This is a genomic window from Agrobacterium sp. CFBP2214 (genome assembly GCF_030209895.1).
Taxonomy (GTDB): Bacteria; Pseudomonadota; Alphaproteobacteria; order Rhizobiales; family Rhizobiaceae; genus Agrobacterium; species Agrobacterium radiobacter.
In genome coordinates, this window is the sequence record NZ_JARVRC010000008.1 from 99,752 (window position 1) to 114,081 (window position 14,330).

General features: G+C 57.9%; 12 protein-coding genes and 1 pseudogene. 9 read left to right on the forward strand and 4 right to left on the reverse strand.

The window, feature by feature from the left end; all coding sequences use genetic code 11:
• Position 1: 1 nt before the first annotated feature.
• The 6 genes from QRN60_RS20935 (at position 2) to QRN60_RS20960 (ending at position 7,892) form a co-directional block, all read left to right on the forward strand.
• The gene (locus tag QRN60_RS20935; RefSeq protein WP_162686301.1) at positions 2–859 is read left to right on the forward strand and encodes an ABC transporter permease; all 858 of its coding nucleotides are present in this window, start codon (positions 2–4) and stop codon (positions 857–859) included.
• Positions 856–2,526, forward strand: coding sequence for an ABC transporter ATP-binding protein (locus QRN60_RS20940; protein WP_129567472.1), 1,671 nt, complete (start codon positions 856–858; stop codon positions 2,524–2,526). Before QRN60_RS20935 ends, QRN60_RS20940 begins: the two co-directional genes overlap by 4 nt.
• Before the next feature lie 18 nt (positions 2,527–2,544).
• On the forward strand, positions 2,545–4,047 hold the full coding sequence (locus tag QRN60_RS20945; protein ID WP_111792145.1) for a M81 family metallopeptidase: 1,503 nt from the start codon (positions 2,545–2,547) through the stop codon (positions 4,045–4,047).
• 33 nt (positions 4,048–4,080) lie between these two features.
• Positions 4,081–5,241, forward strand: coding sequence for a M20 aminoacylase family protein (locus QRN60_RS20950; RefSeq protein ID WP_080865340.1), 1,161 nt, complete (start codon positions 4,081–4,083; stop codon positions 5,239–5,241).
• Between the two features lie 85 nt (positions 5,242–5,326).
• Complete coding sequence (locus QRN60_RS20955) at positions 5,327–6,457, forward strand: M20/M25/M40 family metallo-hydrolase (RefSeq protein WP_111785286.1); 1,131 nt, start codon at positions 5,327–5,329, stop codon at positions 6,455–6,457.
• A 10-nt stretch (positions 6,458–6,467) separates the two neighbouring features.
• Complete coding sequence (locus QRN60_RS20960; RefSeq protein WP_111785287.1) at positions 6,468–7,892, forward strand: amidase; 1,425 nt, start codon at positions 6,468–6,470, stop codon at positions 7,890–7,892.
• Between the two features lie 629 nt (positions 7,893–8,521).
• Here the strand turns inward: QRN60_RS20960 and QRN60_RS20965 are convergent.
• Positions 8,522–9,178, reverse strand: coding sequence for a hypothetical protein (locus tag QRN60_RS20965; RefSeq protein ID WP_162686297.1), 657 nt, complete (start codon positions 9,176–9,178; stop codon positions 8,522–8,524).
• Positions 9,179–9,440: 262 nt separating this feature from the next.
• On the opposite strand from QRN60_RS20965, the gene QRN60_RS20970 reads away from it, so the two are divergent.
• Positions 9,441–10,874, forward strand: a complete 1,434-nt coding sequence (locus QRN60_RS20970) for a sensor histidine kinase (RefSeq protein ID WP_111785289.1) — start codon at positions 9,441–9,443, stop codon at positions 10,872–10,874.
• The gene (locus QRN60_RS20975; RefSeq protein ID WP_080865335.1) at positions 10,871–11,515 is read left to right on the forward strand and encodes a response regulator; all 645 of its coding nucleotides are present in this window, start codon (positions 10,871–10,873) and stop codon (positions 11,513–11,515) included. The genes QRN60_RS20970 and QRN60_RS20975 overlap by 4 nt, the downstream gene beginning before the upstream one ends.
• Here the strand turns inward: QRN60_RS20975 and QRN60_RS20980 are convergent.
• Complete coding sequence (locus QRN60_RS20980; protein WP_162686298.1) at positions 11,512–12,006, reverse strand: hypothetical protein; 495 nt, start codon at positions 12,004–12,006, stop codon at positions 11,512–11,514. The two genes, QRN60_RS20975 and QRN60_RS20980, sit on opposite strands and share 4 nt — an antisense overlap.
• Before the next feature lie 614 nt (positions 12,007–12,620).
• Here QRN60_RS20980 and QRN60_RS20985 point away from each other — a divergent pair.
• On the forward strand, positions 12,621–13,028 hold the full coding sequence (locus tag QRN60_RS20985) for a lysozyme inhibitor LprI family protein (protein ID WP_020808206.1): 408 nt from the start codon (positions 12,621–12,623) through the stop codon (positions 13,026–13,028).
• A gap of 129 nt (positions 13,029–13,157) precedes the next feature.
• On the opposite strand, the pseudogene QRN60_RS20990 reads toward QRN60_RS20985, so the two are convergent.
• Positions 13,158–13,604, reverse strand: a pseudogene (locus tag QRN60_RS20990) (P-loop NTPase family protein); the annotation flags it as partial.
• On the reverse strand, positions 13,540–14,238 hold the full coding sequence (gene traI / locus QRN60_RS20995) for an acyl-homoserine-lactone synthase (protein ID WP_111785292.1): 699 nt from the start codon (positions 14,236–14,238) through the stop codon (positions 13,540–13,542). The gene traI and the pseudogene QRN60_RS20990, both read right to left, overlap by 65 nt.
• Positions 14,239–14,330: the final 92 nt, after the last annotated feature.

The following is a 14,330-nucleotide window of genomic DNA, read 5'->3' on the forward strand; positions in this document are numbered from 1 at the left end:
CATGCGGCTGCCCGTCTTCGCCAGCAGGAAAAAACGCGGACAAGTTATCGTCGTTCCGGCCATCGCGCTTGCCATCCTCATCCTGATCATTCTCATGGCTGTTCTCGCGCCATGGCTTGCTCCGCACGACCCCGTGGCCATGACGCCTTCTGCCCGCCTCAAGCCCGCGGGCGAGATCTATCCGCTCGGTTCCGATGCCTACGGACGGGATCTGCTGTCGCGTGTCCTGTACGGGGCTCGCATCTCCCTTTTTATTGGTATCGGAGCGACTGTCATCTCGGTGGCTGTCGGCCTTGGAGTCGGCCTCGTCTCCGGTTTCTTCCGGCTCCTCGATGCCGTGGTCATGCGCATCATGGACGCACTGATGGCAATTCCGAGCCTGCTGCTCGCCATCGCCGTGGTTTCGCTGACCGGGGCTAATATCTGGACCGTGATGTTCGCCATTACCGTCCCGGAAATTCCTCGCGTCGTGCGTCTCGTTCGCTCGGTGGTGCTGACTGCGCGCGAAGAGCCCTACGTCGAAGCCGCGATCGCTGCCGGCTCCGGCCTGCCGAAAATCCTCTGGCGGCATCTGATGCCGAATACCCTGGCACCGCTCATCGTGCAGGCCACCTATGTCTGCGCCTCGGCCATTCTTACAGAAGCGATCCTGTCTTTCCTCGGGGCGGGTGTCTCCACCGAAATCCCGACCTGGGGAAATATCATGGCCGAGGGACGTGCCTATTTCCAGATCAATCCGCAATTGATCTTCTGGCCAGGCCTGGTGCTCTCGCTCTGCATTCTCTCCATCAACCTTCTCGGCGATACGGCGCGCGATCTGCTCGATCCGCGCATGAAGAAAAGGGAGGCCACGAAATGACGGCTGTTGCGTTCGATCCTGCTACCGCGTCCGAAGTATTGCGCGTCGATGACCTCGTCGTCCGCCTGAGCGGAGACGACGACAGCGCCCCGGTCCTCAACGGCATTTCAGTCACCATTCGCGCTGGCGAAACAGTTTGCCTCGTGGGAGAGAGCGGTTCAGGCAAATCGGTGACCTCGCTCGCTACAATGGGGCTCCTGCCGCGAAATTCACTTGAACCTGTGAGCGGTGCGATCCTGTTCGAAGGTGAGGACCTGCTCAAGGCCGACGCTGGCCGCATGCGGGCACTGCGCTCGAAAAGCATTGCCATGATCTTTCAGGAACCGATGACAGCACTCAATCCGGTGCTGACGGTTGGCCGGCAGATTTGCGAGGTGCTTCAGGAGCACACGATGCTTTCAGCCAGGGAACAGAAGATGGCCGTTCTTGACATGATGCGGGAAGTGCATCTGCCTGATGTCGAGCGCATCTTCGCAGCGTATCCCCACCAGCTCTCGGGCGGTCAGCGCCAGCGTATCATGATCGCCATGGCACTGATCCTGAAACCCAAATTGCTGATCGCCGACGAGCCGACCACTGCACTTGATGTGACGACCCAGAAGCAGATCCTCAAGCTCATCGATGAACTTCAGGAAAAGCAGGGCACCGCCGTTCTCTTTATCACCCACGACATGGGGGTAGTGGCGGAGATTGCTGACACCGTCTATGTCATGAACCGAGGCAACCTGGTCGAGAATGGTCCGGTCGACAGGATTTTGAGCGCGCCGGAAATGGACTATACCCGCGCGCTTCTTTCCTCCGTGCCAAGCCTTGTACCACGCGCGCCGCGCCCGGCTCTTTCGGAAGAGGTAGTGCTCTCGGCCTCGGAACTTGAGAAGGTGTATGGCAAGAAAGGCTTTTTCGGCAAAACCCCGGCAGGAACAAAGGCAGCGACGGATGTATCCTTCACACTGAAGAAGGGTCGTACGCTCGGTATCGTCGGTGAAAGCGGCTCGGGCAAGTCGACCGTCGCCCGCTGCATCATGCGGCTGATCGATCCCACCTCCGGCTCGATCCGCATTTCCGGCCAGGAAATTGCCGATTTCTCCCGCCGTACCCTGCAGCCGTATCGCCAGCATATCCAGATGGTGTTCCAGGATCCTTATCGCTCGCTCAACCCGCGCATCACGGTGGGGGAAAGTATTACCGAAGGGCCAATAAACTACGGTACGCCCAAGGCGGAGGCCCTGAAGCGGGCGCGCGAACTTCTTGCAATCGTCGGTCTGCCCCCGGATGCGGTGAGCCGCTATCCTCACCAGTTCTCAGGCGGCCAGCGCCAGCGCATCGCGATCGCCCGTGCCGTGGCCATGAACCCCAAGGTTCTCGTGGCCGACGAGGCAGTGTCGGCACTCGACGTGTCGGTTCAGGCACAGGTACTCGACCTCCTTGCGGGCTTGCAGGAAAGGCTCGGTATTTCCATCCTGTTCATCACCCATGATCTGCGCGTTGCCGCCCAGATATGTGACGACGTGATCGTGATGCAGAAAGGCCGCATCGTGGAATATGCCAGCGGCTACGAGGTGCTGACCAATCCGGTTCATGCATACACCCGTCAGCTTATCGATGCCGCCCCGGGGCGGCATTGGGATTTCGCCAATTTCCGGCCACTCGCCCCCGAAGCTGCATAATTACCAGGAGAATGATTGATGACATCCCGGCGTGTCGCCTTTGCCGGTTTCATTCATGAGACCAATACATTTGCCCCAACCAAAGCCACTTATGATGCCTTTCTAAAGGGGTCCGGCCATCTGCCGCTCTGCCGTGGAGGGGAGATGATCGCTCTCGTCAGGGGCGCCAATACCGGTATCGAGGGCGCGCTCGATTATGCCCGGCAAGCGAAATGGGAGGTGGTTCCGGTACTGCGGGCCAGCGCCGTTCCTTCTGCTCACGTTACCGAGGATGCCTTTGAGCGTATTGCCTGTGAGATCGTTGCGGGCATCGTGGCAGCGCTGCCCCTCGACGGCATCTATCTCGATCTTCATGGGGCAATGGTCTGTGAACATCTGGACGATGGTGAGGGCGAACTTCTCGCCCGCATCAAAAGCGCAGTCGGCAACGACATACCTGTCGCTGTCAGTCTCGACCTGCACGGTAACATAACCCGGCAATCAGTGCGCGACGCCGATGTCATGATCGGCTACCGAACCTATCCGCATGTGGACATGGCCCTGACCGGCAAACGGGCCGCAGGTTTGCTTGACCGTCTGATGGACGGTGAGCGTTTTGCGAAATCCTATCGTCAGATCGACTACCTGATCCCGATATCGTGGCAATGTACGGAGATGGAGCCGGCGCAATCGATCTACGCCCGGCTCGCAGGACTGGAAGAAGAGCAAACAACTGTCTCGCTCTCCTTCTTTCCCGGCTTCCCGGCTGCCGATTTCAGCGATTGCGGCGCGACTGTTCTCTCCTATGGAACGACGCAGGAAGCAGCAGACCTTGCCGCCGATGAGCTAAAGGTCCTGATCGATGCCAGTGAGCCCGCCTTTGCCGGCCGCGTCTATAGTGCCGATGAGGGCGTGAAGGAGGCAATGCGTCTTGCCGCAACCGCTGTAAAGCCGGTCGTGCTTGCGGATACGCAGGATAATCCCGGGGCCGGTGGTGATTCCGATACGACCGGAATGTTGCGGGCTCTCATCGACAACGGTGCACAGAACGCGGCGCTTGGCCTGCTTTACGACCCTGAGGCTGCCCAGGCAGCACAGGCAGCGGGCGTCGGCGCAACAATCCGCATCGCGCTCGGTGGAAAATCCGGCATCCCCGGTGATGAGCCGCTTGAGGCCGAATTCGTCGTTGAAGCATTGTCCGACGGATTGACGCGCGTCACCGGTCCCTACTACGGCGACACCCTGATGCGGCTGGGACCTTCGGCGTGCCTCAGGATCGGTGGCGTTCGCGTAGCCGTTGCCTCGCACAAGGTGCAGATGGCCGACCGTGGCCTGTTCCGCTATCTCGGCATCGAGCCGGAAACGTCGAGCATTCTCGTCAACAAGAGCTCGGTGCATTTCCGCGCAGATTTCGAACCGTTTGCCGAGACAATTCTTGTTTGTGCCGCACCCGGTCCAATGGCCGTGGACCCGGCGGCCCTCCCGTGGAGGAGGCTTCGCCCGGGCATCCGTCTTTCCCCCCTCTCTACCGCCCTCTCCTGATCCGTCGCTTTTTTGATCTCAAGGATATCAGCAATGCCCGTTATTGAGAAAATTGCCTCCTGGCACGATGAAATGACCGCCCTTCGCCATGACATCCACGCTAATCCGGAAATCGGTTTCGAAGAGATACGCACTTCCGGCATCGTTGCCGAGAAGCTTGCGAGCTACGGCATCGAGGTGCATCGCGGCATCGGCAAGACCGGCGTTGTTGGCGTCCTCAAGGGAGCGAAGGGGAACGGGCGTACCATCGGCCTGCGGGCCGACATGGACGCGCTGCCGATGGAGGAGCGCACCAACCTGCCTTACGCGTCGAAAATCACGAACCGCTTCCACGGCTGCGGCCACGACGGTCACACGACAATGTTACTTGGTGCGGCACGTTACCTTGCCGAAACCCGCAATTTTGCCGGCACGGCCGTATTCATCTTTCAGCCTGGCGAAGAAGGCTGCGGTGGAGCCCGCGCCATGCTGGCAGACGGCCTGTTCGAACGTTTCCCCTGTGATGAACTCTACGGGTTGCACAATATGCCGAACGAGGAGCCAAACAAGATCGGCATTAAACCGGGCACCGCCATGGCGGGTGCGGATTTCTTCGATTTCCACATCAGGGGACGCGGCAGCCACGGTGCCCGTCCGGAAGGTTCCAAGGATCCCGTCATTGTCGCAACTCATCTGGTCTCGGCCCTGCAATCGATTGTGTCGCGCAACATTTCTCCACTTCGGGCGGCCGTGCTGTCGGTCACGCAGATTCATGCCGGTTCCGCATATAATGTTGTTCCGGAAGAAGCGACAGTCTCTGGCACAGTGCGTTATCTCGACCGCGAGGTGAATGAACAGATCCGTGAGCGCATGCGCACCATCGCAGCCGGCCTTGCCGCGTCTTTCGATGTCGAGATTGTAACGGACATTCGCAATGTCTTCGACGTCCTCATCAATACGGAAGAACTCGTAGAGGGGTTCGCTGATGCCGCCCGCGACATCGTGGGTGCAGACCTTGTCTATACAAAGGACGAGCCCGTCATGGGCAGCGAGGACTTTGCCGATATGCTCTACAAGGTTCCTGGCGTCTACTGCACGGTTGGCCATGCCGGATCGGTACAGTTGCACAATCCAGGTTTTGTTCTGGATGACAACATTCTGCCGGTTGGTGCGAGCCTTCTGGCGCGTGTCGTCGAAAAACGTCTCGCTGCCTGATTCCCCCCTGCTCTGCCACGAGATCGGGATTGCTTCCTCCCTTGAGGGTTGGACGTCCCGTTACGACGAAACGAGACCGCGTACCATGGATTTCACCCAACTTCCCTTTGAAGCAGACGCGATGCTGAAGCGTCTGAAGCCCTGGATAGAATGCGAAAGCCCGACTTTCGATGCTGCTGCCGTGGATCGCATGATGGATCTTGCTGCCACCGATTTCGCAACGGTTGGTGCCACAATAGAACGAATTCCCGGCCGTATGGGGCTTGGCGGCAGTCTGCGTGCACGTTTTGGCGACACGCACACCACCCCGGGAATTCTTGTCTCCGGACATCTTGATACGGTTCACCCGGTTGGCACCCTGAACGCACTGCCCTTTCGCATCGATGACAAACGTGCCTATGGCCCGGGCATACTCGACATGAAGGGTGGAAATTTTCTGGTATTCGAAGCAATGAGGCAGCTTCTGCACACGGGCATCGGCACCCGCCTCCCCGTCACTGTGTTGCTGACTCCCGACGAAGAGATCGGCACACCCTCAACCCGCGATCTGATCGAGGCTGAGGCCCGGCGTAACAAATACGTGCTGGTACCCGAACCCGCTCGCGAGGAGAACGGGGTGGTCACCGGTCGCTATGCCATTGCCCGCTACAACCTGGTGGCGCGTGGCAGACCCTCGCATGCCGGCGTATCGCCGAAATCTGGCCGGTCCGCAATTCGCGAAATGGCCCGCAAAGTAATTGAGATAGATGCAATGAGCGACGACGACTGCACTTTTTCCGTCGGCGTCATTCATGGCGGGCAATGGGTCAATTGCGTCTCTTCGCTGTGCACGGCCGAAGCGTTGTCTATGGCGAAAACCGATGACGATCTTGCGTCCGGGATCGCCCGAATGCTCAATTTGTCAGGGATCGAAAACGAGGTGGAGTTCTCGGTCACCTGCGGCGTCACCAGACCGGTCTGGCCGCCGGCTCGACCTGAAACCATGGCGCTGTACGAAAAGGCTCGTATGCTTGCCGACAGTCTTGGCGTTTGCCTTCCCCACGGCAGTTCAGGCGGCGGTTCCGATGGCAATTTTACGGGCGCGCTTGGCATTGCCACGCTTTGTGGTCTGGGGCTGCGTGGCGCAGGTTATCACACTCTCGAAGAGCACATCGAAATTGACAGCCTGGTCGATCGCGGCAGGCTGATGGCCGGCCTTCTGGCGACACTGGATTGAGGACAGATTGATGACAGGCGACATCACCCGGCTTTCCGCAGCTGCGCTTTCCAGGGCAATCCACTCGCGGCAGGTTTCCTGCCTTTCCGTAATGGAAGCCTACCTCGATCGCATCGATACTCTCAATCCGGCCGTGAACGCGATCGTCTTTCGTCGATCAAGCACAGAGTTGCTGGACGAAGCGCGCGCCTGTGACCGGGAACTTGGGGAGGGGCGCTCGCGGGGCTGGATGCACGGGTTCCCCCAGGCGATAAAAGATCTCTCCGAAGTTCAGGGCCTGCCATGTTCTTGGGGGTCCCCGCTCTTTGATAATTTCGTTTCCAGCGCAGACAGTCTCCATGTGGAACGCGTCCGCGCCGCAGGCGCGATTTTCATCGGCAAGACCAACACTCCCGAATTTGGCCTCGGGTCCCATACGACCAACCCCGTTCACGGCCCAACCCGAAATCCTTATGACGCGACCAGAAGCGCCGGCGGTTCTTCGGGTGGCGCGGCGGCGGCGCTCGCCTGCCGAATGCTGCCGGTCGCAGATGGCTCTGACATGATGGGCTCGCTGCGCAATCCTGCTGCCTTCAACAACGTAATCGGCTTCCGGCCGAGCTTCGGTAGAGTGCCAGGCGCAAAAGGGAACGAGCTCTTTCTCGGCCAGCTTGCCACTTCTGGCGCAATGGGCAAGACGGTGGAGGATGCCGCCCTGCTTCTCGCAACGCAGGCGGGTTATGACCGGCGCGACCCTCTTTCCCTGGCGGACGAAAGCCTGGCAATCCGCAGTCCTGCAATAACCCAGGGAATGAAAGTCGCCTGGTTCGGTGATTTCGGCGGATATCTTCCCTTTGAAGCCGGCGTTCTGGATGTTGATCGCAAGGCTCTCGCCGTTCTGGCGAACATGGGTTGCGATATCGATGAACTTGTGCCGGATTTTGAACTGCCGAAGCTGTGGGAAGCGTGGATGATATTGCGCAGCTTCAACGTGACCCACGGTCTGCGCACCTTCTATGACCAGGCAGAAACAAGGTTGCTTCTTAATCGGCAACAGATGTTTGAATTCGACATCGCGCTTTCCTGCAGTGCCACCGATATCTTCAATGCGTCCGTCGTCCGGACGGCCTGGTACCAGTATCTCTGCAAACTGTTTGAACAGTATGATTTCATTTTGATGCCGAGCGCACAGGTATTCCCTTTCGATATCGACCTCTCTTGGCCGACCGAAATCGACGGCAAATCCATGGACTCCTATCATCGCTGGATGGAGGTGGTGATCGGTCCCACGCTGGCTGGACTTCCCGTGGCAGCCGTTCCTGCGGGTTTCGGGGTGAATGGCCTGCCTACTGGTATACAGTTGGTGGGACCACCACGCCGTGACCGGGAAACGCTGGAATTTGCGCTGGCGTATGAACAGTCCGCTGAAATCCGGACAGGCGATGCAGTCGCCTGAAGGTCTGGCACGCTCCAGGCCGTCTTTTGAAACGTGAGCCGGTCTGAAGAAACTGGCGAAACACCAGATCCAGGCTTCGATTATTTTCGTCGCGATGAGTCGGGAAGCTCGCAGTCAAGGCGCCGCAGCCGCCTAATGGCGCCTTGGAAAGCTGCGGGCCGTTTCTCCAACTTTCTATTCCCGGGAAACGGAGTTTGAAGGCGTTGATAAATGCAGGACTGCCGTGGCGGTCGTTACTCGCCCGACGCCGGGCGTTTGCCGCTTTCGGGTACACGGCGCGATCGACATTGGTTTGAGTGTCGGCAAGTGCGCGGCATAACGACGGACGGAGGTTAGTAGCCGCAGCCACTTTCCGGGATACAGCCGGTCCATTCGGGCTCGACATAATCGGTTCTGCAGGCAATTGATTGGGAGGTATCCGCCTCCCACTCACGCACACGACATGCGTCTCGCCCACATGATATCGCCGGATCAAGCCCGCGGCGGGCGGCTTGATCCGGCGATAATGCCGGTTATTGCTCCGGCAATTCAATAGCATTGGTCGACGCCGAATTCCCCAGGGGCCTGGCAGAAAACTCGCCGCCGACCGGGCCTCGTCCTGGCGTCGCCGTTCCCTCTCCGGCTGTCTCTCAGTTTCCGGCTTCTTGTTCGAGAGCATCGCGAACTTCTGCAATTTTCCCTGTGTCTGTTCCGGCGCCCAGAATGCTCTTCGCCTCGGCAAGCTCCTCGTCGGTCACCGGCCTGTTTGCCAACTGTTCCAGCGCCGAAACCAGCGCAGTCTCGCTAAGCGCGGGATCCGTGGGCACGGCCGTCACCCCGTACTGAATTTCGAATTCCGCATATGCCTTCACGTAGGCGGCAAGCGCTGCCATCTTGGGATCCTTGGAATTCAGATAGGCATGGTAATTTCTCTTCATCGAATTAAGGCTGCCAGTGCCGGGCTTTGCGCTGTGCGTTTTCGATTTCTCGCCGTGGTTTTTTGAGGGCTTGTTTGAATCATGCGATTTCAATGATGTCGAAGAGCCCTTGTGCGCGGATGAGTTCGAGGAAGCCCGGCTTTCGCCGGCGCCGGATTTGCCTCCACCATGGCCTCCCCCGTTGCCACTGCCGTTTCCGCCGCCATTGCCACCACCATTGCCGCCGCCACTACCACCGCCGTTTCCGTCCTTGGCAAAAGCAGCATGCATGAGGCCGACGGTATTTCCTGCCATGGGGGCAACGGCGAGGACAAGGCCAAGGCTTGCGGTACCGATCACAGAGCGGATTTTCATGAGAACGTCCTTCATAAAATTTGCCGCCGCTTCAGTTCGAGCCGCGGTGCCAGCAGTTGTTGCGCACTACAATATTGCCGAAATTTCAGGTTTCTACTCCGCTCGGACCTATGCCTTGGGCATTCGGACCATAGTCCGATTGATCGCGCCCGATGGTCCCTGATTGTATGGAGTGAGAACGGGCTCATCTTCGGGGCAAACCCGCGCCTCCCCGAGGCAACGGTTGACAATCCGCTTTGCCAGGATAGCTATAAAGGTTGGGAGATGAGTGCTGATAATGCGTGTTCTGCCGACAGGCCGTAAATACAAAGTGCCTCTGACAAATCTCGTCGCACGCTGGAATTCTCAATCCCTTGCTAGGCAATTCCTGCTTGCGGGTGGTTTTGTCGCGGTCTGTGCGATGGTTATCGTGGGTTACTTCGTTGCCAGCCTGATCGAAAACGCCGTGACGCGTAACTCCGCAGCGACGACAGCGCTTTATGTCGACAGCGTGATCGCCCCTCTTCTGCCTGATATGCAAACCACCCATGCTCTGGACGATTCGATAACGCGGGCCCTGGATGAGACACTTGGTCAGGGCGCACTTGGAAAGCGCCTTTTTTCATTCCGGCTCTGGCGCAGCGATGGAACAATTCTCTATTCCAGCGACAAGAATCTTTCCGGCAAGCAGTTCCCGCTTTCTGATGACCTCAGAACGGCCTTTTCCGGCCGAATGGCAGCAAGGTTCAATCGGATCGGTGACATCGAGAGCGAGGCCGAACGCGACAGTGAAAATCCACTTCTGCAAATCTACAATCCTGTCCTGCAGCCCTGGTCTGGCAAAGTCGTCGCCGTCTCTGAATTTTTCGAGGTAGCCCATGATTTCGAGTGGAGCCTCAATCAGGCTCGGCTGTTGAGCTGGTTCATGGTTGCTGCATTTACGATGACATTTTTTGTCCTCCTGTCGATTATCGTCTTGCGTGGAAGCCGTACTATTGACAGCCAGCGCAAGGCGCTCAGTGATCGCGTCGCTGAACTGTCCGCCCTGCTGCGGCAGAACGAAGCTTTACGTGCACGTGTTCAGCGCGCCACGCAAAGGGCCACCTCGCTTAACGAGAGCTATCTGCGCCGCATCGGTGCTGACCTGCATGACGGTCCCGCACAATTGGTCGCCTATGCCTCGTTACGCCTTGACAGCCCGATGCTCACCGATCCTTGCACTCCTGCCGAAGATCGCGAAGCATCCTTGACGAACATCAAGACAAGCCTCGATGACGCTATGGCGGAAATCCGTGGTATTTGCAGCGGGCTGATGTTGCCCCACATAGAAACGGATAGCCTTGCTGACCTGCTGAAACGTGCGATCCTCGCGCACGGGCAGCGCACGGGCGCTTCTGCCGAACTCTCGATGAACAAGACGCCTGCAAGCCTCTCGACCTCGGCAAAGATATGCATCTATCGCTTTGTACAGGAGGCACTGAACAACGGATATCGCCATGCCGGCGGCCTCGGGCAAAAGGTTGCGCAAACATCTGAAGACGGACTGATTATCATCGAAGTTATCGATAAAGGACAGGGCTTCCGCGTGAGCGATGTTTCACCCCAGAAACTCGGCCTTGCCGGCCTGAGGGATCGTGTTGAAAGCCTGGGTGGCGTCTTCCATCTTTTTTCATCCGAGCGTGGGACCACCGTGCGAATGTCCCTTAATATCGAGGAAATGGAGCAGGCATGACGGCGCAGCAAATCAGCCTGGCAGTTGTGGATGATCACCCCCTCTTCAGGGAAGGTGTCATCCGAAGCCTGATGGAAATGGACGGGTTCAACGTCGTCGGAGAAGGAGGCAGCAAGGAAGACGCGCTACGCATAGCGGCAGAGCACCGACCGGATGTCCTGCTGCTCGATATCTCCATGCCTGGAGGCGGGCTCGAGGCTATCCCGCTTATACTTGACCAGGTGCCCGGCCAGAAGATCGTGATGCTGACGGTTTCCGAGGCAGGCGATGACGTCATGGCAGCGGTGAAGAGTGGAGCGAAGGGCTACGTCCTGAAAGGGGTTGGGTCACGTGCACTTGCTGATATCATTCGAAGCGTCGCGGCAGGCGACAGCTACGTTGCGCCGACCCTGTCTGCACGCCTGATTTCGGAAAGCGGATCAGGCGCAGGGGCCAATCCCTTTACCGCGTTGACGGATCGGGAGCAGGAGGTACTGGCGCTTGCATCTGCCGGATTAAGCAACAAGCATATCGGTCTCAAGCTGGACCTGCACGAAAAGACGATCAAACACCATATGACGCAGATCTTCACCAAGCTTGGCGTGAGCAACCGGACGGAAGCCGCGATGGCGTTTCGCGACGAGATTGACAGACGCCGTTAACGAAGGAACGATCTGAGCCGCTGCTCGTCTGCGGTCGTTGCATCGCGGTTGACGATTGTTCGGCCTTTCGCGTCCTTCATCACGTATCGTCCGCGCTGGACACTTTCGCTGATGCCATCCCTATGGCGAACAGTCAGGGCACCGCGACCTGAATTCGCCGCGTCATTAACATCGGTTTGGCTTTTCGCAGCATTTCCGGTGCCCGACGATTGGCCGTTATTGCTTCCCTTGCCGCCCGAATTGCCGTTGCTGCCACTGTTACCATTGCCGCCACTGTTGCCGCTACTTCCTCCGTTCCCGCTACCTCCTCCGCTGCCTCCGCCTCCGCTGCCTCCACCGCCACCATTCCCGTTGCCATCCTTGGCATCGGCCACCTGTTCAGCAACGGTCGCCGAGACACCGTGAACTTTTATTGTGTAGGGAGCAGCCGTGTTGAAGAGGGTTAGCACCAGGCAAGGGAAGATGGCGATCAGCTTGCGACGCAATAACACCTCTTGTCTCCTGACGTTTGAATTTGACGGCAGCATGCGATTTATAGCAGACGCCAGTTGGCAATTACTCAATTTCATACAAGTCGTCACTACGCCTTGAGTGGTCAAGCCCAATCGAACGGTTACGACTTAAGCAATCGCTTGAGCAACCCTTTGTCTTCAAAAATCTCAGACCAACGTCGCAGGCGAGACAGACTGAAGTCAAAAAGCGCGCTGCCAGGCAACGGAAACGAGCGGGAAATCGAAATCGACGCTGTAATGCTATGGAACTTCAAGGCCCGGCGACAGCACCTTCACGAACTGCGACCTTGTCAACTTCGGCAAAGCCGAGACAGTTTCTTCAGGTTCCTGAGGAACACTTTGTTGGAAATCTGAATAGATGGCAAACTGCTGGGAATATGGACAAATTTGCTTGGCGTACGATTTCACCCTGATCTTGTTCTGACCCCTGACGGCGCCTTCGCCTGTGCTGCCCTGCTTAGATAACGAAGAGCTTGCCAATCTATCGAAAAGATCGACCATGAGAACCGGTGGTCGCAAAAAACAACCAATAGGATAAGCTCCGTCTCGGCGTATGGTATTCGAACGCACATCTAAAGGGAGAGAGGTTCACCATGAAAGCTTTGCTGCTGTCCGTCACATTTGTTCTGGCGGCGTCAACCTTCGCGTTTGCGGATGAAAGTTGTGGCGACAAAACCAACCAGACTGAAATGAACGTCTGCGCATCTGAATCGCTGAAGAAATCGGATGCAGAAATGAACAAGGTCTACAAGGAGATCGAAGGGCGACTGAAGGACGATGCCGATACTACCAAGCTACTCGTTGCAACACAGAGGGCATGGATCGCGTTTCGCGATGCCGAATGCAATTTTCAAACCTCAAACGTTCGTACTGGGACCGTATATCCGTTCGTCAACAGCTCATGCCACGAAGGTCTCACCCAAAGCCGCACAGAAGACCTCAAAGGTTACCTGCAGTGCACCGAGGGCGATTTGGACTGCCCGGTCCCGGCAGCAAACTGAACATCTGAAATCCACACCGCCCGCTCAACTCAGGTTGGTCGGGCCTTATGCTTAAAACACCCCGAAGCGCGTAGCAAAAGCTGGCCATGGCCAACTTGTATCGCTACGCCATCGGAGATGGCAGGTTGGCAGGGTCTGCGACATTGCCGACGCGGCAGCCAGCGTCCTGTAAGTGTCAAGCTCTGCCACTTCGTCGAGCGCTATGAGACGCGAAGTCCGCCGGCGGATCGAAAAGGCTGGATTTGCGACGACCGGTGGAAGCAGGCCTTCAAATCGATGACCGCCGATGGGCAACTCGCCCGAGATGACTGGTTGGTTCATGCCGACTTCCGAGCGAAGAGCGTGCGCAACGGTCCCGATCAACATTTCTGCTGCCGACGCCGACATCTCCCCGGCCGCCGCAATACCCCGACCGATATACTCGATGAACAGTCTGCCGTCGGGATTGAGCATCACTTCGACCACCGCGCCGTCATCAAGGGCCGAGCAAAGCTGGTCGCCGAGCGCCTCCTTAAGCTTTCTGACAAGCCTGGCATGGGACGAGGCAAGCCTGGCATGGGACGAGGGATGAGCCACAAGCCGCTCCTTTGGACGTGTTGGGACGAAATTCCATCATTGAGCAGTAATTTGCCGGCTGAAGTTTTTCGAAGATCAATGAGGAGACCGGGAGAATCCCCGCGACAGCTGTTGTGGTGCCTATTTTCTTGACGGGACCTATGCGCCGCAGTGGCCATTCGACACGGGAGAGCATGCGTTCGAAGCGCAAATCGGTCACGGTTACAATCTCGGTATAGCCGGCGAGTAAGGACCACTCGACGATCCCCGCAAACATGGCGAGCGTCGTCTCGTGAGCCCTGTTTGATCGCCCGGCCACTTCGTGAGAGGTGTCTACGCAGAAGCGCGAACTTTCGATCATGGCATCGTGGGGGTGGAGATTACCGTCGGGAAGGAGCGATGAGAAAACATCGCCAACCATCGTGGGGCCAACTGCCGGAAGAAGGCGCGCGCAGCCGAGCACGTGATCGCCCTCGGAGACGGCGAGTATGTATGTCGGTCCCAGATCGTCAAAAGCGTCGCGTTCGTGTCCGCCGTGGACGTGTACGTCCCATCCCAGGCGTCCTGAAAATACCCGCGCACGAAGTTTATGGTGCTCTTCCAGCAGTTTTTTCTCGCCTTCGTTGCGAGGTGCGGCGATAGCCATGATGTGCATGAAGTTCCCCGTTTTTCTTTGGATGGAAATCAGCACATTCGGGAATCGGGCGGCAGTTGGTGAATTCTACAAATCCGGGTTCTTTCACATCG